This is a genomic window from Xanthobacter sp. DMC47 (assembly GCF_056313845.1).
The window spans coordinates 604,476-626,914 of record NZ_JBQUZM010000001.1 but is presented as its reverse complement, the minus strand read 5'-3'; the positions used below and the strand labels follow the sequence as shown (position 1 = coordinate 626,914).

The window sequence follows — 22,439 nt, the reverse complement described above, 5'->3', positions numbered from 1 at the left end:
GCGCCGGGCCGCCAATCCTCGGGTCCTCGCGGAGCCTCGATTCCCATGCCGCTTCCGACTTTGTGTCCCACCTCGCTTGCCATGCCCCTTGCCACCGGACGCCGCCAAGCGTGGCGATGCGCCGCGCTCCTGCTGGGCTGCCTCCTCCTGCCCCTTGCTGGCGCCCGCGCCGAGGAGGCCGCGCCCGCGACGCTCCAGCCCGGCATGAGCGTGGTGATGATCGAGACCAAGCTCCTCTTCGGCCTCGCCAGTGCCGACGGCAGCGGGGTGAGCGAGCAGGAATGGGAAGGCTTCCTCGCCAAGGAGGTGACACCGCGCTTCCCGGACGGCCTCACCGTCATCGCCGCCTACGGGCAGGTGAAGGGCGAGGCCCATGGCACGGCGCAGGTGGTGCGCGAGGGCATGCGCCTCGTGCTCATCTATCACCCCGACACGCCGGAGGCGGCGGCCAAGCTGGCCGAAATCCGCAAGCTCTATTCCGAGCGCTTCCACCAGTGGGGCGTTCTGCAGGTGACGAACGCGGTGCGCGTCACGCTGTGATGCTGTTGCATCGCTCAGGCGCCGCGCGGGCTTGATCTTGCCTGCCGTACTTGAGCCGGAGGGCCGCACACCCTACCTCTCGCCTGCGCCTGAAGGTCCGCGCTCACCGGGAACGATCATGCTCGCCGCCGCCATCCTCGCCTTGCGACAGACCTTCTCGCCGCTGCGCGGCGTGCTCCTGAAATCCATGGGGTTGGCGCTGGCGCTGCTCGTGGCCCTCGCAGTGGGGCTGGAGGCGGCGCTGACGCACTTCGTCGAGATCACGTCCTATCCCTGGATCGAGACCACGCTGGCGGTGATCGCGGGGCTGGGGCTGGTGTTCGGCGTGGTCTATCTGATGCCGGCGGTCTCCTCGCTGGTGGCTGGCCTCTTCCTCGACGACGTGGCCGATCGGGTGGAGACCGCGACCTACCCGAACGATCCGCCCGGCCAGCCGCAGCCGTTCCTGCGCGCGCTGCTCTATTCCCTGCGCTTCTTCGGGCTGGTGCTGCTGGTGAACCTCGCGGCCCTGCTGTTGCTGCTGGTGCCGGGGGTGAACGTCATCATCTTCTATGTGGCCAACGCCTATCTCATCAGCCGGGAATATTTCGAGCTGGCCGCCATGCGCTATCGCTCGCCGGAAGAGGCGCGGGCGCTGAGGCGGGCGAACGGGGTGACGGTGTTCGTGGCGGGCCTGCTGATTGCGCCCATCCTGTTCGTGCCGGTGCTCAACCTCATCCTGCCGGTGTTCGGCACCGCCTTCATGGTCCACCTCCACCGCCGCCTCGCCCCCCTGCCGGCCGCGCGCGGCGCGGACGGTGCGCTGGTGATCGAGGGGCGGAGCATTTGAGCGTCATGCCCCGGCTTGTCCGGGGCATCCACCTCGACGCTGGCGGGGTGCGCCAGAAGGAAGACGGCTCTCGCGTCCCGGTGGATCCCCCGGACACGCCGGGGGATGACGGTAGAAGTGAAGGCAGCGCGCCTTATTGCAGCCCCGCCACCTTCAGCCCCTCCGCCTGCCGCGCAGCGACGCCCTCGGCGGAGAAGTCGGCGATGGCATCCTCGAACAGGCGGTGGAAGTTCAGTTCCGCCTTCAGGTGCAGGAAGACGCCGCCGAGGCCGATGGCGGCGCGGTCCATGAACACGAACTCGCGCGGCACCGTCACCGGCCCGAGCTGCTTGAGCGCGGTGTGGACGGTGAACGCCTCCTTGCGGCCATAGGCGGCGGGCGACACCCCGTCGGCGATGGTGCGCACCCGGTCGTCCATCAGCGGGCCGTAGATGAAGCGCGCCCAGATGTTCAGCACGTCGATCAGCTCGCGCTTCAGGCCCTTGAAGCCCCACGTCTCGTAGGCATGCACCACCCGCGCGTCATCGCCCGCCATCAGGCCGCGATAGAGGTCCACCACGCCGGCCACGAAGCGCGGCGGGAAGATGCGGATGCAGCCATAGTCCAAGAGGTTGATGCCCGCCGGACGCCCCTCCACCGAGAAGACCGTGTAGTTGCCGAGGTGGGGATCGCCATGGATCACGCCGAAGCGCGAGAAGGGCTGCCACCAGGCGGCGAACATGGCCTCGGCGAGCGCATTGCGCTCGGCCAGCGGATGGTCGGTGAAGCCGAGGATCTTCTCGCCGTCCAGCCAGTCCATGGTGAGCAGCCGGCCTGTGGAGAGATCGGCACGGACGCCGGGCACGCGGACCTTGGGCTCGTCCTTCAGGATGTGGGCATAGAGCGCGGCGTGCTTCGCCTCGCGGCGATAGTCCAGCTCTTCGCGCACCCGTTCGCCGATCTCGCGGGCGATCTCGCGGGTGTCGATGGCGCCGTCCATGCGGCGGTGGATGGAGAAGAGCACGTCGAGCTGGGCGAGGTCCGCCTCCACGGCGGCCTGCATGTCCGGATACTGGAGCTTGCAGGCGACGCGGGCGCCTTCCAGCGTCACCGCCTTGTGGACCTGCCCGAGGGAGGCGGCGGCGGAGGGGGCGTGCTCGAAGCTCGCGAACCGCTGCTCCCAGTCGCGGCCCAGCTCGGCCATCATGCGGCGGCGGACGAAGGCCCAGCCCATGGGCGGGGCGTCGCTCTGCAGCTTCTGCAGCTCGGCGGCATATTCGGGGGGCAGGACGTCCGGGATGGTGGCCATCAGCTGCGCCACCTTCATCAGCGGGCCCTTCAGCCCGCCGAGGGCGGAGGCCAGCGCAGCTGCATTGTTGCCGTCGCGGTCGAGCCCCATGAGGCGGGCGCCGGCGATGCGTGCGGCCACGCCGCCCACATTGGCGCCCACCCGGGCATAGCGCGCGGCGCGCGCGGAGAAGCGGTTTCTTTCCTCGTCCACCATGCCCGTCCAGGCGCTCCAGCTTGTCCCGTCCTACGGGCGCGCGGCCCGGTCGGATCGGTAGGTCAGGGCGAGGAGGATGACCAGCAAAAGCGGCGTGAGGAGGTCCGTATAGAGAATGGGGCCGGCATTGCCTGCGGCCAAATTGCCGGTCTTGCCGATCTGGATGATGTGGTTGATGCCCGCCCCGCCGAGAAAGCCGGCCATCATCACCGCCACGGCGGCGCGGAAGCCCCAGTCGCGCCAGAAGGCGGCGATGAGGCCCGCGAGCCCCATGCCGAGATTGGCGAGGCCCACCTCGGTCTGGAACGGGCTCGTCGCCCAGCCGATGGACGCGGCGGACTGCGCCGGGAACACCAGATGCCCGAGCGCACCCCACAGCCCCATGAGCCCCACGGGGAATAGGTTGATGTACCGCAGCAGCGCCCGCGCGAGATCGACCAGCCGGCGCGGCGCCGGCCTCCGCGCGAAGGAGAGCGCCGACAGCAGGATGACCGCCGCATAGGCGATGAGCGGAACCCAGAAGACCATGGCGCTCTCCCCTCGTTGCGCTTACTTGCGCGCAAACGTGCCGAGCCCGTTGTCGTTGAAGATCTCCACCGTCATCCGCCCATCGGCGAAGGTCACCTGCGAGACCGTGCCCGGCGCGTAGGCTTCCTCGCCCTCGGGTGCGAAGGTGAAGGTGTCGCCGCTCCAGGGCGCGAGGCCGTAGCGGCGGGGCAGGGGGCCGACGATGAGCACCAGCCGGCCGGTTTCCTCCACCACCGTCGCGTCGCCGAAATAGGCATTGCCATAGGTGCCGGTATAGCTGGCGAGGGGCTGCGGCGGCACCGCCCGCTCCGGCCGCACCTTGCCGGCCAGCGCGCCGGCCGGCTTGTACATGGGCGAAATGAGCGGCTGATAGGCGGCATACCAGTCCCGCGTCAGCCCGCCGAACTGCACGATATCCATGAAGCTCATGGCCAGCGCCTCGGGCGCGCCGGTGGGCTGGGCATTGGTGAGCACCACGATGCCGAGCTTCTCCGAGGGCAGCAGCACGAAATTCGTCGCCGCGCCGAGGATGAAAGCGCCGGAATGGTCCAGCGTCACCCGCCCGGCCGGGGAGACGCCGGCGCTGAAGCCATAGCCATAGGTGCCGGGGCGGGCATCCACTGCATAGGCGGGAGACGAGATGGTCTCGCCCCGCATGGCCGGTAGCAGGGCGGCAGCGGGGACGATCTCGCGGCCCTCAAACGTGCCGTTGCCGAGCACGAAGGTGAGCCATTTGCCCATGTCCCGCGGCGAGGACGACACGCCGCCCGCCGGGGACTGGGCGTCCGGCTCGCGCTGGTATTTCGGAACGAAGCTGCCGTCGATCTTCACATGCGGAATGGCGCGGTTGGGGCGGGCCATGAAATCGGCGAAGCGCGAGGAGGTCGCGGCCATGCCGAGGGGCTTGTAGAGCGCCTCGGCCGAGAGGTCCGCCCAGTCCTTGCCCGCCGCCGTGGCCACGCCCTCGGCGGCGGCGGTGAGGCCGAAATTGGTATAGGCATAGCTGGCGCGGAACGGCGCCAGCGGCAGCAGCTTCAGCCGCTCCAGCACCTGCCGGCGGTCGAAGCCCATGCTCTCCAGTTCGTCGCCCGCATGGTCCGGCAGGCCGGAGCGGTGGCTGTAGAGATCGCCGAGCGTGACGTGATCGGTGACCCACGGGTCGTTGAGGGCGAACCACGGCAGCAGGGTGCGCACCGGCGTGTCCCACTTCACCCGGCCTTTGCCCACCTCATGCGCCACCACCCCCGCACCCACCGCCTTGGACAAAGAGGCGAGCTGGAACACGGTGTCCGCATCGATGGCGGCCGCCTCGCCCGCCTTGCGCACGCCATAGCCCTTGAGCGCCAGCACCTTGCCGTCCTGAACCACCACCACGGCGATGCCGGGCACGCCGGAACGCGCCATCATCTCCTGCGCCAGCCCATCGATCTCCTTCACCGCCCGCCCGATCTGGCCCGGCGGGATGGAGACGCCGGACGTCTGCGGCGGCGGCCTGGAGCCGTCGATGGGATCGTGGGCGAGTGCGGGGAGGGGGGCGGTCGCGAGGAGGGTGGCGAGGGCGAGTATCTTAGCGGCTGGGACGCCAGCGACAGGCTGAGAGGGTATGTGTTGAAGTGGGCATTCCAACATTTTCTTCATTTGTCGCTCTGTGCTGCTAATGGGTCGTTTCCGTTATTTTATAGTCCTGCATTGACGTTAGAATGGTGCGAATATACCATACAAAATATCATAATTCTAATTTATTATGATGGATATTTTTTTACCGGATATTGAGAAAATTGCATTTCCCATTTATTTAAATCATACTTAGGTTGATTTATGTAAAGATCTTGGATGAGGCGTTTCGCCTCCGATGTCTTTTGATCGATAATTTCAATCGAGAGTGGATATAATGCCGAGCTTTTCCCATCTTGTTTGTCTATTTTAAGAAATAATGGTTCGGGCGGCTGTCCGGCCTCAAGGGCAAAGCCGCCGGACAGCGTGTTGTGAAGAAACCGGCTGCGGTCGCTGTTTAGGTCATTGAGGGATGGGATCAGAGATCCCAGCTTCTCCCGCTCCTGATCGGTGATCGGGATTTCGGGTAAGAGCACAAGCGCTTGAAGTATCTGAATGTTTCGGCGCATCTGGTTGCCCGCCAGCAACACCCGGCCCATTTCTGTTGTCAGCGGTAAAAGCCGCGTGATCGTGAAAACAAGCCTCTCTTCTAAATAATTACACGCCTGAGAAAAGCGACCGATTGCGATTGCAATATTTGGGTTCGCGTCGGCTGGGGTAATGACGGACATCTGGAGCTCGCGCGACAGCTGACATTTTTACCAGCCGAAGTCTGCGCATAAAAACCTACGAATGGCTATAGGTTGGCTCTTCAGGCTATCGTGTTGGTCAGCAGCCTGCGCAGCCCCCCCGCCCTCACATCACCGCGGCCAGCCGCGGCGTCTCGTTCGAATTCGCCGCGCGGCCGTCCAGGGGGAGGCGGACGAAGACGGTGGTGCCGGAGCCTTCGATCGAGCGGATGCGCATGGCGCCGCCGTGCAGCTCCACCAGCGACTTGGCGATGGCGAGTCCCAGCCCGGAGCCCTTGTGGGTCTTGGTGAACTGGCTCTCCACCTGCTCGAACGGCCGGCCGATGCGGGCGAGCGCGCCCTTGGCGATGCCGATGCCGGTGTCCTCGATGGCGATCACCGCCGCCGCCCCGTTCACCCGCGCCTTCACCGCGATGCGGCCGCCTTCGGGCGTGAACTTCACGGCGTTGGAGAGGAGGTTCAGCAGGATCTGCTTCAGCGCGCGGCGGTCGCCCTTGATGACGAGGTTGTCGGCGGCCTCCATGGTCATGGCCACGCCCTTCTCGTCGCCGTTCACCGCGGTGACGCGCATGGCGTCGGCGATGAGTTCGCCGAGGGCCACGTTCTCCACCTCGAGCTGCATGCGGCCCGCCTCGATCTTCGACATGTCGAGGATGTCGTTGATGACGTCGAGGAGGTAGGTGCCCGAGCCCTTGATGTCCGAGCAGTATTCCGCGTACTTCGCCGAGCCGAGCGGGCCGAACATGCCGCTTTCCATGATCTCAGAGAAGCCGATGATGGCGTTGAGCGGCGTGCGCAGCTCGTGGGACATGTTGGCGAGGAATTCGCTCTTGGCGCGGTTGGCGTCCTCGGCCTTGTTGCGCTCTTCCGAATATTTCTCCGCAAGTTCGGCGAGCTGCTGGGCCTGGTGCTCCAGCGTCTGCTGGGATTTCCGCAGGTCGGCGACCAGCGCCATCAGGCGCTTCTCGTTGTCCATGAGGCGCTCTTCGTGGCGCTTCATGGTGGTGATGTCGGTACCCACCGAGACGTAGCCGCCATCCTTTGTGCGGCGCTCGGCGATCTTCAGCCAGCGGCCGTTGGAGAGCTGCGCCTCGAACGCGCGGGAGCCTTCCTCCGGCTTGTCCTCGGGCTTCAGGGGCGTGCGCGTCACCGGGTGGCGGCCGACGGAGGCGATGGTGTCGAAGGGCGTGCCGGCGACGATGGTCTCGTCGGGCAGCTCATGCAGCGACTGGAACTTGGAATTGCAGAGCACGAGGCGGTTCTGGCTGTCCCACAGCACGAAGGCCTCGGAAATGCTCTCGATGGCGTCGCGCAGGCGCATGTCGGCGGTGACGGTGCGTTCCGCCATGCGCTGCGCCTCGGTGACATCCATGGCGATGCCGATGAGGTGAGGGCCATCCTCGCCAGCCTGCTGCACCACTTCGGCGCGCATGCGCAGCCACACGAAGTCGCCCTTGGCCGTGCGCATGCGGAACACCCGGTCCACCGGGGTGCCGGGCCGCTCGGCGAGTTCCTGCGCCAGTTCGTAGAGGTCGCCGTCGTCGGGATGCACGAGGCGGGAGATCTCGCCGAAGGAGACCAGTTCGTCCCGGTGCTCCAGCCCGAGGATTTCGAACATGGTGTCGGACCAGTACATGCGCCCGCGGGCCATGTCCCAGTCCCACATGCCGCAGCGGCCGCGGTTGAGGGCGGTGTCGATGCGCCGGCGCACCGTCTCGTAGATCACGTCCGCTTCGCGCGCCCGGCTCGCCTGCCAGTGGAAGGAGAAGCCGAGGATGAGCAGCACCGCGCCGGTGGTGGTGAACAGCGTCACCGTGAGCGTGGTGGTGTCCGACCAGGAGGCCAGCGCCTGCTCGGTGGGCTGGAGATAGACGATCTGGCCCAGCGGCGCCTGCAGGTTGCGCACCGTGGCGAGGGCCGTGCCCTTGCCGTAGGGCACTTCGAGCACGCCCGCCCGCTCGGCGAAGATGACGAGGGGCTGGGAAGGATCGAGGATGTCGGAGAGATTGGCCGGCGCTTCCCCTTGCGGAGCGGAGGCGACGACGTGGCCCTGCCCGTCGGTGACGAACACCCGCCGCCCGCCCTCGGTCGCGCGGGGGGGCAGGCTCTCGGCCAGCGCCCCGGGCACCTTGGCGAGCGCATTGCCCGCGCGCAGCGTCAGCGCATCGGCGGTGGCGAGGGCGAGGAGGGCGATGTCGTCCTTGGCGTTGTTCAGCTCGGCGACGCGATGGGCGTGCACCTGCACGACCGCGCCGACGCCGATCACGCCGAGGAAGGTGACGATGAGGGCCGGGACGATCCGGCGCAGGACCGGCTCCGCATCCAGCAGGCGCTGGTAGGCAGGGCGCGCGATCGACCTTGCCAGGCCCCGCATGGCTTGGTCGCGCGCGCCGACGCTCGCAGCGTTGGCGCGTGCCATCGCCGGTCTCCTCCGGGTCTCCGGGGGCACCGGACGGCCTAAGTCCCACGCCCCCACGTCCTCGATCTGGAGGGACGTGCCGCATCTCTCCGAATCATGGCCATTGGAATCGAATCGGGGGGCTGTTGTCTAGAGTCCGCGTGAGTCAAGAGGCATAAAACTGCGGCCACGCCTCGGTTTGTGATGGGTGGAAAGCCTTGCGGCGGTAGGGCGGAAGGGGGCTGGGGGTTTCTGCCCACACCACTCTCGCGCCCTAGGCGCTTGTGAGGCAGTGCCATGGGCCATCGCCGTCGTCCTCAGGCTTGGTCGGAGGGCGCGTTCTCCCTCGCTGTCGTCCTCCGACTTGATCGGAGGACGCGTTCTCCCTTGCCGTCGTCCTCCGACTTGATCGGAGGACCCATGGCGCCGCTCGCCCGCTGGCCGCCGTTGGGCACGGGCGGATGGATGGGCCCTCCGATCAAGTCGGAGGGCGACGGGTGGGAAGGCGCCGCTCATGCCCGGACGCCCCCGCTCGGGGACAGCCCTCATTGCCGGCTCGCCTTGCGGATGCTAGAGCCGCAGGGCTCGGCCAGCGGCGCACATCCCGTGGCCCGCCATCACCCCGAGAGCCGCGAACGAGGACCCGCCGGTGCAATCGCAGAAGTTCCCCGAGCCCCGCACCGGCGAGACCGAGACGGCGGCGCCGCTCTCCTCCGCCGAGGTGCTGAAAAGGCTCGGCCGGCGCTCCATCGTGCTCGTGGGCATGCCGGGGGCCGGCAAGTCCTCCGTGGGGCGGCGGCTGGCGAAGCGGCTGGGGCTCACCTTCGTCGATGCCGACGAGGAGATCGAGCGCGCCGCTTGCATGAGCATTCCGGAAATCTTCGCCCGCCACGGCGAGGCCGAGTTCCGCGAGGGCGAGAAGCGCGTGGTCGCCCGCCTGCTGCACTCCGGCCCGTGCGTGCTCGCCACCGGCGGCGGCGCCTTCATGAATGCGGAGACCCGCGCGGCGGTGGGCCGTCAGGGCGTCTCCGTCTGGCTGCGGGCCGATCTCAACACCCTTTTGCGGCGCGTGAAGAAGCGCACCGACCGCCCCCTCCTCGCCCAGGGCGACCCGGCGCAGAAGCTCGCCGCGCTGCACGCCCAGCGGGCCGACACCTATGCCCTCGCCGACGTGACCGTGGACAGCCGCGACGTGGTCCACGAACTGGTGGTGGAAGAGGTGATCGGCGCCGTCCACGCCCATCTCCTCGCCCATCCCGAAGGCAACGCCATGGCGCCCCTCTCTTCCGCCACCGCCATCTCCGCCGAGGCCGAAGGCCTGCCCATGGGCGAGATTACCCGCAGCACCGTGCGGGTGGACGTGGCCGGCAAGCCCTATGACATCTATATCGGCCCCGGACTCTTGGCCGAGGCCGGCACCCATGTGACGGCCCTGCGCAAGGGCGCGCGCGTCGCCATCGTCACTGACGAGAACGTGGTGGCCGCCGGCCATCTCGCCACCGTCGCCGCCTCGCTGGATGCCGCCGGCATCCCCCACACCGCCATCGTCGTGCCGCCCGGGGAGAAGACCAAGGGCTGGCCGGGGCTTGAGCAGGTGGTGGAGGGGCTGATCGCCGCCCGCATCGAGCGGCGGGACCTCGTGCTGGCGCTGGGCGGCGGCGTGGTGGGCGACCTCGCGGGCTTTGCCGCCGCCGTGCTGCGCCGGGGCGTGGACGTGGTGCAGGCGCCGACGACGCTTCTCAGCCAGGTCGATTCCTCCGTGGGCGGCAAGACCGGCATCAACTCGCCCCAGGGCAAGAACCTCATCGGCGCCTTCCACCAGCCGGTTCTGGTGCTGGCCGACACCGCGGCGCTCAACACCCTGCCCACACGCGAGGTGAAGGCCGGCTATGCGGAAGTGGTGAAATACGGCCTGCTCGGCGACTACGCGCTGTTCGAGACCCTGGAGCGGGACTGGCCGGGCGTGATCGGCGGCGGGCAGGAGCGCATCACCGCGGTTGCCGCGAGCTGCATGGCCAAGGCCGCCATCGTCGCCCGCGACGAGAAGGAGACCGGCGACCGGGCGCTGCTCAATCTCGGCCACACCTTCGGCCACGCTTTGGAAGCCGGCGCCGGCTATTCCCAGCGCCTGCTCCACGGCGAGGGCGTTTCCATCGGCATGGCGCTCGCCTTTGCGTTTTCCGCGAAGCTCGGCCTGTGCTCGGGGCAGGACGTGACGCGGGTGGTGCGGCATCTGGAGGCCGTGGGCCTGCCGACCCGGATTTCCGACGTGCCCGGCGAACTGCCCGATACCGATGGGCTGATGGACCTCATCGCCCAGGACAAGAAGGTGAGCCGCGGCGCGCTAACCTTCATCCTCGTGCGCGGCATCGGCGAAGCCTTCATCGCCAAGGACGTGAACCCGCAAGAGGTCCGCGCCTTCCTCGCCGAGATGCGGTGAGGGCGCGAGCGCCTCGTCCGAATAGCCGTTCCTCCGCTCACGGCCGTCATGCCCGGGCTTGTCCCGGGCAATCCGCCGTTGCACCAACGTCGCCCTCCGGCTCGACCGGAGGGCCCATCCATCCGCTGGCTCCAGCCTCCGCCCATCCAGGCGGGTGGCCACATGGGTCCTCCGATCAAGTCGGAGGACGACGACGGTTTAAGGGAGGGAAGGCCTTGCCACCTTCTCCTTCACTTCGCCGCCGGACGCGCCTGCAGCACCGGGGCCGCGGCGGCGAACAGGGCATCTTTCGTCGCCGGCACGGGCGGGTAGATGCGGCTGCAATTGATGGTCTGCTTCACCGTCTTGGCGTCCGCGCCGGAGGCGACCAACGTCGCACGGTCCCAGCCGGAGGTGTAGACCGCCCCCTCCGGGCCCAGGTCCATCACCGTCACATAGTCCGGCGCGGAGAAGGCGACGCGGTCCGCCAACCGGCCGGCGAGGTCGCACACCGCATTGTGGCCGGCGAGGCGGCCCATGGGGCGGGCGTGCTGGCAGGACACGACGGTGACGTGGCCGAGATCATCCGCCGCCGCCACCGCGCAATCGCCCGCCGCATAGACATCGGCGACGCCCTCCACCTTGAGGAAAGCATCCACGGCCACCCGGCCCAGCCGGTCCAGCGGCACGCCGAGCTGGCTGGTGAGGGGGCTCGCATGGGCGCCGGTGGTGAACAGCACGGTGCGGGCGGGGATGGACGTGCCATCCGCGAGCCGCACGCCATCCGCCTCCACGGCCGCGATGCCGGAATGGTCGCGCACCTCCACGCCGGCCGCCGCGAGGGCGGCGCGCACGGTGGCCGCGCCCGCGCCCATGGCGGCGCCGATCTCGTGGCGGTCCACCAGAACCACGCGCACCGCCGCGCCGTCTCCCAGAAGCGCGCGCAGCCGGCCCGGCAATTCGCAGGCGATCTCGACCCCCGCCAGACCGCCGCCGATGACGACGGCCGTCCCAACCGCCGCGTCGCGCGGGCCGGAGGCGAGCGCAGCAAGATGCCCGGCGAGGCGCTCGGCCCCGGCGTAGCTGTCCACGTCGAAGGTGGGCTGCGCGCGGGGAATGTCCGGCATCGTCAGAGCGCTGCCGGCGGCGAGGATCAGGCGGTCATAGGAAAGGCGCCCGGCCCCGGTGGCGAGGCTGCGGGCTGCGGGATCGATGGCGTTCACCGCCGCCTCGGTGCGCGTCACGCCGATGGGGGCGAGGAGATCGTCCAGAGGCAGGCGGATGGCGGCGAGGTCCTCCTCGTAGCAGCGCACGCGGATGGTGTGGAACGGGTCCGGCGCCACGAGGGCGATTTCGAGCGCGGCGGGTGTGAGGCCGAACAGCTCCCGCGCCCGCGCCGCCGCCGCGGCGGCCCACAGGCCGGCGAAGCCGCCTCCCACCACGATGATGCGCCGTTTCCCTGCGTCTTGTGTCATTGCCGGAGCCTCCCGGCCCCAGCATAGGGCAGGCGGCGCGGGCCGGCGACGGGGATCAGGCGGGCGTGCGGGCGGGCTTCACGGGGCCGACATCCACCTGGATCTCGTCGCCCTCGATCTTGATCTCATACGGGTGCAGCGCATTGCGCACGAGGTGGGTGGAGCATTTGCCGGTGGCGCAGTCGAAGCCCCACATGTGGTGCGTACACATGAGGGTCTTGCCGTCGAAGGTGGCCTCGGTCAGCGGCATGTCCGCATGGGGGCAGCGGCCGCGATAGGCCTTGATCTCCCCGCCCGTGGGCCACACCAGCAGCACGCTCTTCTTGCCCACCTGGAAGAGGCCCATGGCGCCCTCGGCAAGGGCGTCCTTGTTGCAGATGACGGTGAAGGCCATGGCGCGCGCGTCCTGTCCGGTGAAGCTCCGGCAGGGGCATCGCAAGATCAGGGCCAGCCCGGAACCGCTCCAATTGTCGGAAAGCCGACGCTATTTCGCCTCCTCCGCGCGGGAGAGGGCATCATAGAGCCAGCGCCGGAGATCGCCCGCGAACATGGCGCCCGCCGCCCGCGCCACCTCACTGCGATTGGCGATGAAGCTCAGGGTGGGAATGGAGCTGATGCGGAAATAGTCGGCGAGTTCGCGCTCCTTGTCCGTATCCACCTTGGCGAAGCGCACGTGGGGCTCGAACTCCGCCGCAAGGGCCTCGAACACCGGCGCCATGGTCTTGCAGGGGCCGCACCAGTCCGCCCAGAAGTCGATGACGAGGGGCAGGTCGCTCTGCGACGTGTGGGCGGTGAAGCTCTCGGCGGTGAGCGTCATGGGCTTGCCGGTGAAGAGCGGACCGCCGCAGGCCGGGCAGGCGAGGGCGCGGGCGTCCGTGCCGGCCGGAACGGGCGTCACCGCATGGCAGGCGGGGCAGGCGATGGTCCGCAGGCGGGCTGCTGTGTCGGCTTCGGTCATCACGGCTCCTCGGGGCGCGGGCGTGGGACCGGGCAGAGCAAGAACGGGGCCGGGGAAGGGGATGCGTCGCGCAAGGATGGCGCTATGGTGGCGCCGGCCGCACCGGGCGGCCGTTCCGGGAGCAGAAGAATGAGCGCAGCGCCCCTCACCGTCATCGCCATCATCACCGCGAAGGAAGGGCAGGAGGCGGCCCTGCGCGCGCTTCAGGAAAAGCTGGTGACAGAGACCCGTGCGGAAGACGGCTGCCTGCGCTACGAACTGAACCAGTCGCTGGACGACGGGCGCATCCTGATCTTCGTCGAGAGCTGGGAGACGGAAGAGAAGTGGCGCGCGCATATCGATGGCGCCGCCCTGGCCAACTTCGCCGCGGCGGGCGGCGGCGCGCTGATTGCCGACAAGGTGATCCACCGCATGGCGCAAGTGGCCTGAGACGGTGGCCTGACGCACAAGCGCCCGCCGTGGGGCGGGCGCCGCTTCTCCCCGGGCTGGATCGGTCAGTGATCCAGATCGCCCTGCGCGAAGAAGTGCTTGCGGATCTCCTGCGTGTAGCGGACGAACCGGCCTTCCCCCATCACCGAGAGATCGCGCGGGCGGGGCAGGTCGATGTCGTAGATCGCCTCGATGCTGCCCGGCCGGCTGGACATGACCACCACCCGGTCGGCGAGGAACACCGCCTCCGGGATGGAGTGGGTGATGAGCAGCACGGTCTTGCGCGTCTCGTACCAGATGCGCTGCAGCTCGGCGTTCATCTTCTCCCGGGTCATGGCGTCGAGCGCGCCGAAGGGCTCGTCCATGAGCAGCACTTCGGGATCATGCACCAGCGCTCGGCAGATGGCGGCGCGCTGCTGCATGCCGCCGGACAGCTCCCATGGGAAGCGCTCCTCGAAGCCGTCGAGGCCGGCGGTGTGGAGGAGGCGCGCGGCCGCCTCGCGGTAGGCGCTGACGGGCCGCCCGCGCATCTCCACCTGAAGCAGCACGTTGTCGCGCACCGTGCGCCACGGCAGCAGCACGGGGCTCTGGAACACCATGCCCACGCCATCCGGCGGCTGCGTCACTTTCACGCCGCCGATGGTGATGGTGCCGCTGGTGGCCGGCAGCAGCCCGGCGACCAGCTTCAAGAGCGTGCTCTTCCCGCAGCCCGAGGGGCCGACGATTGCCACGAACTCGCCCTTCGAGATGTTGAGATCGATGGGCTTGAGCGAGGGCACCGAACCGCCCCGCGTCTTGTAGGTCTTGGTGAGGCCGGCGATGGCGATATGGCTGCCGGCGGCCTCGGCGTGGGGCGCGGGAGGGCGGGTGTCGATCCTGTGCAGAACAGCGGTCACGGAAGGAACTCCAGCGTGAAGTAATCCTGCGCCTTGCTGCGCGCGGAGGGGTCGAGGCCGCCGTACTGGGTGAGGATGTCGAGGCTCTCGTCCATCAGCGCCGGGTTCATGCGGAAGGGGCGCGTGCTCTTGTCGTCGGAGGCGCGGTAGAGCGCCTGCGAATACTGCAGGCTGCGCAGCTGCGCGTCCGGCAGGCCGATCTTGGGATAGGCCTCCATGAGGATGTCGATGGCCGCCTTGGGGTTCTTCTCCGCCTCTTCCACCGCGCGGGTGGTGGCGCGCATGAAGCGCTTCACCATGTCGGCGCGCTTGGCGAGGGTGTCATTGTTGGCGACGATGCCCAGCGAGACGAGGTTCACCCCCGCATCGGTGTAGCGCAGCATGGTCACCGGCTTGTTCATGATGTCCGGCAGGCGCGCGCCCTGCTCGGTGGTGAAGCCGATGAGGCCGTCGGCCTGGTTGTTCACGACGGCGTTGAGCTTGGCCTGCGCATCCGCCGCCACCATCTTCACCGCGCCCTCGGGGATGCCGAGCTTCTTCAGATACAGCGGCCAGATGGGGGTCACGGCATCGCCGGGCGTGAACATGATGGTCTTGCCGGGCAGATCCTTGGCGCCGTTGATCTTGCCCTCGGGGGCGACCACCGCACCGGGGGTGCGCTGGAGGAGCACGCCGATGGTCTTCACCGGCGCGCCTTTCGCCACCGCCTTGATCATCACGCCGATGTCAGCGAGGCCGAAGGTGGCCGTGCCGGCGCCCACCGCCTGGATGGTCACCGCCGAGCCGCGGCCTTCCTGGATGTCGAGGTCGATGCCCTCTTCCGCGTAATAGCCCTTCTTGAGGCCGAGGATGAAGGGCGCGTGCTCGCCATAGACGTACCAGTTGAGCATCAGCACCGCCTTGTCCGGCGTCTTGCCCGCTTGTGCAGCGGCGGGCAGGGCGGATGCGGCGGCAAGGCCGAGCGCGAGGGCGCCGGATAACAGGTGCGTTGCGAATAGTCTCCGCGAGATCATGGTTTCCTCCACCGGTTTTTCTGGTTTTGCTTTGGTTCTTTTTGCTTTGCTCTGATCGGGACGTCGTGGTTCGGCACTTCCTTCTCTGCCGCGTCATCCTCCGCCTTGTGCGGGGGATCCACGGAGGGGCCGGGCTGGCATTCCGGCTTGAGGCACCCGCCGTGGGGCGGGGTGGATGCCCCGGACGCGCCGGGGCATGACGGCGCGGCCCTCACGCCCCGCCGTTGGGGTCCGGGCGGCGCGAGGCGTGCCAGGGGATGAGGAAGTGCTCGATGGCGTCGAGCGCCATGAACAGGATCACCCCCATCATGGAGAGCACGAACAGCGCGGCGAACATGAGCGGCAGGTCGAAATTGCCGTTCGCCACCTGCAGAACGTAGCCGATGCCCGAGTTGGAGCCGACGAACTCGCCCACCACCGCGCCCACCACGGCGAGCGTGATGGCCACCTTCAGCCCCGCGAAGATGCCAGGCAGCGCATGGGGCAGGCGGATGCGGATGAAGGTCCGCAGCCCCCCGGCGCGCATGGAGCGGGCGAGGTCGATCATCTCCTTGTCCACGCTCTTGAAGGCGAGCACGGTGGAGACCACCACCGGGAAGACGCCGAGCAGGAAGGCGGAGATGATCTTCGGCAGCACGCCGAAGCCGAACCACACCACGAACAAAGGCGCCACCGCGATCTTCGGCACCGACTGGGAGAAGACGAGGAGGGGATAGAGATAGCTCTCCACCGTCTTCGAGGAGGCGATCAGCATGGCGAGCGGAATGCCCACCAGCGCGCTCAGGGCAAAGCCGCCCAGCGTGGCGTAGAGGGTCGGCATCGTCTCGCGCAGCAGCATGGGCCACTGGGCGATGACCTGCTCGATCACCAGGGTCGGCGCCGGGATGAGATAGGGCGGGATGCGCAGCAGGCGCACCGCTAGGTCCCACCCCACCAGGATGACCGCGACGAGGATGAGCGGGCGGATCGCCTCCATGCTCATGAGCTTGGAGAGCACGTTGGCCCGCTGGGTCTGGACGAGAAGGGTGTCGGTCATGGCAGGCCTCCTCAGACCACGGATTGACGCTGCTCGCCCAAGCGGGCGATGCCGAGGCGCACCTCCTGCCCGCGGGCGAGATAGACCTGCGGCCTCAGCCCCAGCCCGACGCCCGCCGGGGTGCCGGTGATGATGAGGTCGCCCGGCTCCAGCGTCATGAAGCGGCTGACGTAGGAGACGATCTCCGCCACCTTGAAGATCATGTCCCCGGTGGAGCTGTTCTGGCGCATCTCGCCATCCACCGAGCACCACAGATCGAGCGCCTGCGGGTCGCCCACCTCGTCCGCCGTCACCAGCCAGGGGCCGAGGGGGCAGAAGGTGTCGTGGCTCTTGCCCTTGGTCCACTGCCCGCCGTGCTCCAGCTGGTGGGCGCGCTCGGACACGTCATGGGCGATGCAGTAGCCGAACACATGGTCCAGCGCGTCCGCCTCGGTGACCTTCCGCGCAGTCTTGCCGATGACCACGCCCAGCTCCACCTCCCAGTCGGTCTTCTCGGACCCCTCCGGCAGGCGGATGGCGTCATAGGGGCCGCAGAGCGAGGTGGTGGCCTTCATGAAGAGGATGGGCTCCTCGGGAATGGGCAGGCCGCATTCGCGGGCGTGGTCGTGGTAATTCAGGCCAACGCCGACGATTTTGCCGATGCCGGCGAGCGGCGCTGCGAGGCGCACCTCGCCGGGCACGCGGGGCAGGGCGAGCGGGTCCAGCCCCTGCAAACCGGCGAGGCGGGCGGGATCGGCGATGAAGGCGGCGTCGATGTCCGGCACGATGCCGGTGAGGTCGCGCACCGAGCCGTCGGCGGCGAGAAGGCCGGGCCGCTCGGCGCCGGCCGCGCCATGGCGCAGGAGCTTCATGGGGTGAGCCTTTCGGGAATGCGGGTGTCCGCCGGGGTTTCGATGCGCCCGGGAGGCCGGCGCAGTTGGGCGGACTGGATGCGGTTTTCTAGCCAGTAGAGGCCGGGATTGATCTCGGAGGCGCCATCCCCCAGCAAGACGTCGAGCCGGCGCCCGGCCGCCTCCGCCTGATCGCGGTCAAGCGCCTCGATAGTGAAGAGATATTGCTGGCGCCCCGGCCCGCCGGAATAGATGCGGCGCTCGGCCGTCATGATGCCGGAGATGGCTTCGTCCACCTCATAGAGGCCGCCCGAGAGCGTACCGGAGGTGTCCTCGGCCACCGCTGCCCGGACCATCTCCGCCAGCGTCGCGGCGTCGGCCTTATGGTCGAAGCGGCGTTGCAGGATGTAGGGGGCATAGCCCCCCGCATACCCGACCCGGCAATGGTTGCGGTAGAGCGAGCGCACCGGATTGCGGAAGTGGGTGAGGGCTTCGCTGGTCCAGGGCGTGGGCCGGTTCAGCGCGGCGAGATAGGCCGGGCTGCCCAGCACCTCGGGGCCGTCCGTGACATAGCACATGAAGAAGCGCGGGCTGCCGTGGACGGCGCGATAGCGCCGCCCCTCGATGAAGCCGGGAATCCCCACCCGCTCCGGCATGTGCTCGCAATTGTGCCATTCCTGATAGCGGAGTTCGTACTCCGCATCGATGTCGGCCCAGAAGCCCATAAAGCCGAGGGCAGGGGAGGGGTGGGGCTCTTCGCTGACCATGGCGGCGGCGCTCAGAAGAGGCCGTCGCGGACTTCATACCGCGTGGGCTTGCCATAGATGGCGCCGCCCTTTTCCACCCAATGGGCCACCCAGTCGATCATCCGCGCGAGCGGCACGTTGGGATAGCCGAACAGGCGCTGGGCCTGGAACGTGCTGTTGGCCCAGCCGGTGGGCTCCTCCTCGCCCTCGAAGATGGGCGCCTTGCCGAACTTCTCGCCGAAGGCATGGGCGATGGCCCGCACGCTCGCCTGCTCCGGCCCGCCGATGTTGATGGGCGTGGTGGGCACCGTGCAGTGCTTCAGGCAGCGCAGGATCTGCGCGTTGGAATCCCCCTGCCAGATCACGCTGGCATGGCCGGTGCGGATGGGGATCGGCTCGCCGCGATGCACCCAGCTGGCGATGTCGTGCAGCACGCCGTAGCGCAGGTCGATGGCATAGTTCAGCCGGGCAAGGCGGCCGGGCGTGCCATGGATGTGGGAGCCATATTCAAACGCCCGCTCGCGGCCGACGCAGGAGTTGGCATAGTCGCCCACCGGGCGCGGCTGCACCCGCTCGTCCCAGCCGTTATGGGCGAAGACGCCGAAGGGATAGACGCAGAGGGTGGAGAAGGCGACGATCCGGCTGTCGCGGAAGTGGGAGGCGACGGTCGCGGGCACCATGGTGTTCATGGCCCAGGCAAAGGAGGGGTCGTCATTGGTGCCGAACTTCTTGCCGGCCATGTAGACCACGTTCTTCACCTTGGGCAGCTGCGCGACCGCCTCGGCATCCAGAAGGTCGCAGCGGATGGTCTCGATGCCGAAGCCCTCCAACTCCTCCTTGGAGCCTGCCTCCGAGAAGCGCGCGACCCCGATCACCCTTTTCTCCGGCGCGGCGCGCTTGGCCATGCGGGCGAGGGAGGGGCCGACCTTGCCGGCGACACCGAGGACGATGATGTCCCCGTCCAGAGTGGCGAAGTCGTCCACCAGCCCCTGGGTGGGACGGGAGACCAGCTCCTCGAGCTGCTCCTCGGTCTCGATCAGGTCCGGCACGGTGTCGAAGGTCAGGCGTTCACTCACGAATCCGCTCCCATTTTTCCTGACAGGCCTCGAATGGCACCCGAACGGGGCATGAACCCGCACCGAACAGGGGCCTGAACCGCCCCGAACCTTGCTCGGTTCAGGTGCCGGCCTGCTTGTTTATTGGGTAACGCCGTTACCCATATCTATAGGGCTAGATTCGTCCAAAGTCGGAGTCAAGCGTGTATTTTTAGTTCAGCTTCGCAGTTTGAGCCGCGATACGGCCTTGCCACGCTCGAAATCATGGATAACATCGTTATCAGTGATTGCCGGGTGCGTTGAAGGGTAGATGAGATGGCGAAAGTTGCGGCCGGGGCCCCTCCCCAGAAAATCGACGAGACCATCGTCTCGGTGGAGCGCGCCTTCGACATCATCGGGATGCTGGCCGATTCCGTGGACGGATTCCCGCTGGCCGAGATCGCCCGCCGCCTCGACCTGAACAAGGCCATCGTCTCCAAGCTGTTGAATACGCTGGAGTCGCAGATGCTGGTGTGGCGTGATGAGCGGGCACAGCGCTATTACCTCACCTACCGCATCAGCAACCTCGGCCTGCGCCACCTGCAGACCAGCCGGCTGCTGGACCAGTGCTCCGCGGCGCTCCGCCAGCTGGCGGAAGAGACCGGCGAACTGGTGCGCCTCGCCATTGTCGAGCCGGGCGGGCAGCGAATCGTGTGGGTGCAATCCTTTGCGGGCAGCAAGAGATCGTTGCGCATCGATCCCAACTACACGCTGGAGATCGGCCTCCACACCCATGCCACCGGCAAGGCCTGGCTCTCGACGCTGCCCTTCGCCGATGCCCTCAAACTGTTGATGCATCAGGGAATCGAGGCTTCGACCGCGTATTCCAAGACCTCCATTTCCGACATCCGCGCGGAGCTGGAGGAGGTGGCGCGGCGCGGCTTCGCGCTGAGCTATGAGGAGAACGAGCTGGGCGTGGGGGCCGTCGCCGCCCCCATCCTCGCCTCGACGCTGGGCGGCGCGCCCGAATGCGTGGGCGTGGTGAGCCTTGCGGCCCCCACCAACCGCATGAGCCGAGCGGATCTTGAAAGCTGCGGGTCCTTCGTGATGGCGACCACCCGCCGCCTGGGCGAGACCTGGCCGCTGGAGGCCCGCGCCCGCAGCGGCGCCTTCCCGCGCATGGTGGAATAACCCGCGGAAACACAAGGATAAGATCATGGGAGAGGACGCGGCGCCGCGCGTGCGGCTGGCCGAGGCGAACCTGCGCGAGCGCGCCGCCAAGCTGCGCATGCCCTTCCGCTTCGGCGTGGCCACGCTCCGCGAGGTTCGGCAGGCGGAACTGACCGTGCGGATCGAGAGGGCGGACGGGCGCGGCGCGGCGGGCATCGCGGCCGAATGCCTTCTGCCCAAATGGTTCGACAAGAACCCCGCGCTCTCCGACGATGATAATGTGGAGCAGCTCCGAGCCTCGCTGGCGATCGTGCTGGAGTTATACGCCGCCTTGCCGGCGGACACGCCGTTCGGCCTTTCCGCGCGTGTTTACAAGGAGCAGCAGGCGCGCTGTGGGGCGCTGGGGCTCAATCCGCTGGTCGCCTCCTACGGCCCGGCGCTGGTGGACCGGGCCATTCTGGATGCCACCGGGCGGATGCTGGGCCTGTCCTTCGCGGCGATGATCCGGGGCAACGTCGCAGGTATCACCGTTAGCTCCGGCTTGACCGACGACCTTGAGGGCTTCGACATCGCCCAATTCCTGGGCAGTTTGCGGCCGCAGGGTACCATCGGTGTGCGCCATACGGTGGGCATGGTGGACGCCCTAACGGCCGCCGATCCCCTCGACGGGCCGGAGGACGGGCTGCCGCAAACCCTTGAGGATGTTGTAAAAACCTACGGCTGCCGCTTCTACAAGCTGAAGGCCGGCGGCGACATCGCCGCCGATCTCGACCGCCTCACCCGCATCGCCGCCGTGCTGGACGCCGGTCCTGCCCCATATCATGTCACTTTGGATGGCAACGAGCAGTATTCGGACGTGGACGGCATCGTCGAACTGTGGCGGCGCATGTCGGAAACGCCTGCACTTTCAACGCTTTGCGCCTCCACCCTCTATATCGAGCAACCCATCCGCCGCGCCGTCGCTTTGGAGCGGGAGGTGGGGGCACTGGCTGCCCTGAAGCCCGTGATGATCGACGAATCAGACGCCACCCTGGATGCCTTCCCCAAGGCTATCTCATTGGGATATCAGGGTGTTTCCAGCAAGACCTGCAAGGGCTTCTACAAATCCATCCTCAACGCCGCCCGCATCGAGAAGCGCAACGCGGAGTTGGGCGAAAGCCGATTTTTCCTCTCTGCAGAAGACCTTTGCACCTGGTCCGGCATCAGCACCCAGCAGGATCTGGCCCTCGTCTCCCTGCTGGGTCTCACCCATGTGGAACGCAACGGCCATCACTATCTGGACGGCATGTCGTTTGCGCCGGAGGCGGAGCAGGACGCGTTCCTCACAGCCCATGGCGACCTCTACCATCGCCCCCCCGGCGGGCCTGTCCGCCTCGCCGTCAGGCATGGGGCGGTCAGCCTGAAATCTCTGCAGTGCCAAGGCTTTGCCGTGGGCGTTCCGCCGGTCATGGGTGGATGACGAGGCCCCACCACATCCACGCCGTGAGCATGGAAAGCGGCACGCCGATGCCGATGACGAGGGCCACGAGGTCCGGCTCCAGATCATGATCCAGCGCGATGATGCTGGCGCCGAGCATGGGCGGCATGGCCATCTCCAGCATCGCCACCTGCGCCACCGGATCGCCGGTTCGTCCCAGTGCTGCATACATCAGGAAAATCGCCAGCGGCGCCAGCAGCAGCCGATAGCCGAGCCCCACCGCCAGCGCGCCGACACGGCCGGAAATGCGATCAAAACGAAGGGCATAGCCTACAGCCGCCAAGGCAATGGGGGTGAGCGTCTGGGCCAGCGCCTCGACCAGTTGGTCGAGCCAGTCGGGGCGCGGCAAGTCATTGGTGGCGAAGGCGATCAGGATGGCCCAGAAGGGCGGGAAGGTGCCGATGCGCTTGGCCACCGCCCGCCAGTCGAAATGCCCCGCGCTCGCCACGGCGGCGATGGCGAGGCCCAGTGTGGACAAGGCGAGGTAGGAGCCGAACAGGTCGATGACGATGCCCAGCCCCAGCCACTGGCTGCCGGCGAAGGCCGCGATCATGGGCAGGCCGACAAACGAGGTGTTGCCCCAGCCGCCCACCAGAAGCAGCGCGCCGGCCCGCCGATGCGACCAGCCGAACGCCCGGCAAAGCGGCACCACCACGAGGATCGCGAGGAGCGCGCCCATCCATGGTGTCGCCGCAGCCAGCCACCAGCCGTCATCCATCTTCAGGTCATGGACGCTCCGCAGGGCGGCCGCTGGCAGGGCGACATTGATGACCCAGCCGCCGAAGGCCTTCGTGGCGGTGTCCGGCAGACGGCCGGACCAGCGCAGCACGATGCCGATCAGAAGGCAGGTGAAGATGAGTGAGATTTCGTGCATG

General features: G+C 68.0%; 21 protein-coding genes. 6 read left to right on the top strand and 15 right to left on the bottom strand.

Annotation, left to right across the window (positions count from 1 at the left end; translation table 11 throughout):
• The first annotated feature begins 45 nt into the window (after positions 1 to 45).
• Together ACT54R_RS02990 and ACT54R_RS02985 are read left to right on the top strand one after the other, a co-directional pair.
• On the top strand, positions 46 to 540 hold the full coding sequence (locus ACT54R_RS02990) for a DUF3574 domain-containing protein (RefSeq protein ID WP_476323431.1): 495 nt from the start codon (positions 46 to 48) through the stop codon (positions 538 to 540).
• A 118-nt stretch (positions 541 to 658) separates the two neighbouring features.
• Positions 659 to 1,369 (top strand): sulfate transporter family protein, encoded by a 711-nt coding sequence (locus tag ACT54R_RS02985; protein ID WP_476323428.1) that lies wholly within the window; start codon positions 659 to 661, stop codon positions 1,367 to 1,369.
• Positions 1,370 to 1,502: 133 nt separating this feature from the next.
• On the opposite strand, the gene ACT54R_RS02980 is transcribed toward ACT54R_RS02985, so the two are convergent.
• The 5 genes from ACT54R_RS02980 to ACT54R_RS02960 all read right to left on the bottom strand — a co-directional run bounded on the left by ACT54R_RS02980 (position 1,503) and on the right by ACT54R_RS02960 (position 8,102).
• Positions 1,503 to 2,852, bottom strand: coding sequence for an ABC1 kinase family protein (locus ACT54R_RS02980; protein ID WP_476323425.1), 1,350 nt, complete (start codon positions 2,850 to 2,852; stop codon positions 1,503 to 1,505).
• A 30-nt stretch (positions 2,853 to 2,882) separates the two neighbouring features.
• Positions 2,883 to 3,380 (bottom strand): DUF6790 family protein, encoded by a 498-nt coding sequence (locus tag ACT54R_RS02975; protein WP_476323422.1) that lies wholly within the window; start codon positions 3,378 to 3,380, stop codon positions 2,883 to 2,885.
• A gap of 21 nt (positions 3,381 to 3,401) precedes the next feature.
• Positions 3,402 to 5,018, bottom strand: a complete 1,617-nt coding sequence (locus ACT54R_RS02970; protein ID WP_476323419.1) for a serine hydrolase — start codon at positions 5,016 to 5,018, stop codon at positions 3,402 to 3,404.
• 104 nt (positions 5,019 to 5,122) lie between these two features.
• Positions 5,123 to 5,665, bottom strand: coding sequence for a hypothetical protein (locus ACT54R_RS02965; protein ID WP_476323416.1), 543 nt, complete (start codon positions 5,663 to 5,665; stop codon positions 5,123 to 5,125).
• Between the two features lie 124 nt (positions 5,666 to 5,789).
• The gene (locus tag ACT54R_RS02960) at positions 5,790 to 8,102 is read right to left on the bottom strand and encodes an ATP-binding protein (protein WP_210254635.1); all 2,313 of its coding nucleotides are present in this window, start codon (positions 8,100 to 8,102) and stop codon (positions 5,790 to 5,792) included.
• 628 nt (positions 8,103 to 8,730) lie between these two features.
• Between ACT54R_RS02960 and aroB the strand changes: the two genes are divergently transcribed.
• Positions 8,731 to 10,521, top strand: coding sequence for a 3-dehydroquinate synthase (gene aroB / locus ACT54R_RS02955; protein WP_168460947.1), 1,791 nt, complete (start codon positions 8,731 to 8,733; stop codon positions 10,519 to 10,521).
• A 230-nt stretch (positions 10,522 to 10,751) separates the two neighbouring features.
• Here aroB and ACT54R_RS02950 read toward each other — a convergent pair whose 3' ends face one another.
• The 3 genes from ACT54R_RS02950 to trxA form a co-directional block, all read right to left on the bottom strand.
• Positions 10,752 to 11,975 carry an NAD(P)/FAD-dependent oxidoreductase gene (locus tag ACT54R_RS02950; protein WP_476323412.1) on the bottom strand — a complete coding sequence of 408 codons (1,224 nt, stop codon included), beginning with the start codon at positions 11,973 to 11,975 and terminating at the stop codon, positions 10,752 to 10,754.
• Between the two features lie 55 nt (positions 11,976 to 12,030).
• A complete protein-coding gene (locus ACT54R_RS02945) occupies positions 12,031 to 12,369 on the bottom strand; it encodes a Rieske 2Fe-2S domain-containing protein (protein ID WP_476323409.1) in 339 nt (112 codons plus the stop codon).
• Positions 12,370 to 12,459: 90 nt separating this feature from the next.
• On the bottom strand, positions 12,460 to 12,933 hold the full coding sequence (gene trxA / locus ACT54R_RS02940; protein WP_476323406.1) for a thioredoxin: 474 nt from the start codon (positions 12,931 to 12,933) through the stop codon (positions 12,460 to 12,462).
• A gap of 129 nt (positions 12,934 to 13,062) precedes the next feature.
• On the opposite strand from trxA, the gene ACT54R_RS02935 reads away from it, so the two are divergent.
• Complete coding sequence (locus tag ACT54R_RS02935; RefSeq protein WP_476323403.1) at positions 13,063 to 13,362, top strand: putative quinol monooxygenase; 300 nt, start codon at positions 13,063 to 13,065, stop codon at positions 13,360 to 13,362.
• Positions 13,363 to 13,427: 65 nt separating this feature from the next.
• Here the strand turns inward: ACT54R_RS02935 and ACT54R_RS02930 are convergent, their stop codons facing one another.
• From ACT54R_RS02930 to ACT54R_RS02905, 6 genes are all read right to left on the bottom strand, one after another.
• A complete protein-coding gene (locus tag ACT54R_RS02930; protein WP_476323400.1) occupies positions 13,428 to 14,258 on the bottom strand; it encodes an ABC transporter ATP-binding protein in 831 nt (276 codons plus the stop codon).
• Positions 14,255 to 15,271, bottom strand: a complete 1,017-nt coding sequence (locus ACT54R_RS02925; RefSeq protein WP_476323397.1) for an ABC transporter substrate-binding protein — start codon at positions 15,269 to 15,271, stop codon at positions 14,255 to 14,257. The genes ACT54R_RS02930 and ACT54R_RS02925 overlap by 4 nt, the downstream gene beginning before the upstream one ends.
• 211 nt (positions 15,272 to 15,482) lie before the next feature.
• On the bottom strand, positions 15,483 to 16,307 hold the full coding sequence (locus ACT54R_RS02920; protein ID WP_476323394.1) for an ABC transporter permease: 825 nt from the start codon (positions 16,305 to 16,307) through the stop codon (positions 15,483 to 15,485).
• 11 nt (positions 16,308 to 16,318) lie between these two features.
• Positions 16,319 to 17,158: a fumarylacetoacetate hydrolase family protein gene (locus ACT54R_RS02915; protein ID WP_476323391.1), complete on the bottom strand. Its 840-nt coding sequence runs from the start codon at positions 17,156 to 17,158 to the stop codon at positions 16,319 to 16,321.
• Positions 17,155 to 17,904, bottom strand: a complete 750-nt coding sequence (locus ACT54R_RS02910; RefSeq protein ID WP_476323388.1) for a hypothetical protein — start codon at positions 17,902 to 17,904, stop codon at positions 17,155 to 17,157. The genes ACT54R_RS02915 and ACT54R_RS02910 overlap by 4 nt, the downstream gene beginning before the upstream one ends.
• A gap of 11 nt (positions 17,905 to 17,915) precedes the next feature.
• The gene (locus ACT54R_RS02905) at positions 17,916 to 18,959 is read right to left on the bottom strand and encodes an NAD-dependent epimerase/dehydratase family protein (RefSeq protein ID WP_476323385.1); all 1,044 of its coding nucleotides are present in this window, start codon (positions 18,957 to 18,959) and stop codon (positions 17,916 to 17,918) included.
• A gap of 294 nt (positions 18,960 to 19,253) precedes the next feature.
• Here ACT54R_RS02905 and ACT54R_RS02900 point away from each other — a divergent pair, with 294 nt between their 5' ends.
• Positions 19,254 to 20,108, top strand: coding sequence for an IclR family transcriptional regulator (locus ACT54R_RS02900; protein ID WP_476323382.1), 855 nt, complete (start codon positions 19,254 to 19,256; stop codon positions 20,106 to 20,108).
• A 25-nt stretch (positions 20,109 to 20,133) separates the two neighbouring features.
• Positions 20,134 to 21,546 carry an enolase-like domain-containing protein gene (locus ACT54R_RS02895; protein WP_476323379.1) on the top strand — a complete coding sequence of 471 codons (1,413 nt, stop codon included), beginning with the start codon at positions 20,134 to 20,136 and terminating at the stop codon, positions 21,544 to 21,546.
• Here ACT54R_RS02895 and ACT54R_RS02890 read toward each other — a convergent pair.
• Positions 21,533 to 22,438, bottom strand: a complete 906-nt coding sequence (locus tag ACT54R_RS02890) for an AEC family transporter (RefSeq protein WP_476323376.1) — start codon at positions 22,436 to 22,438, stop codon at positions 21,533 to 21,535. The two genes, ACT54R_RS02895 and ACT54R_RS02890, sit on opposite strands and share 14 nt — an antisense overlap.
• Between the last annotated feature and the right edge of the window lies 1 nt (position 22,439).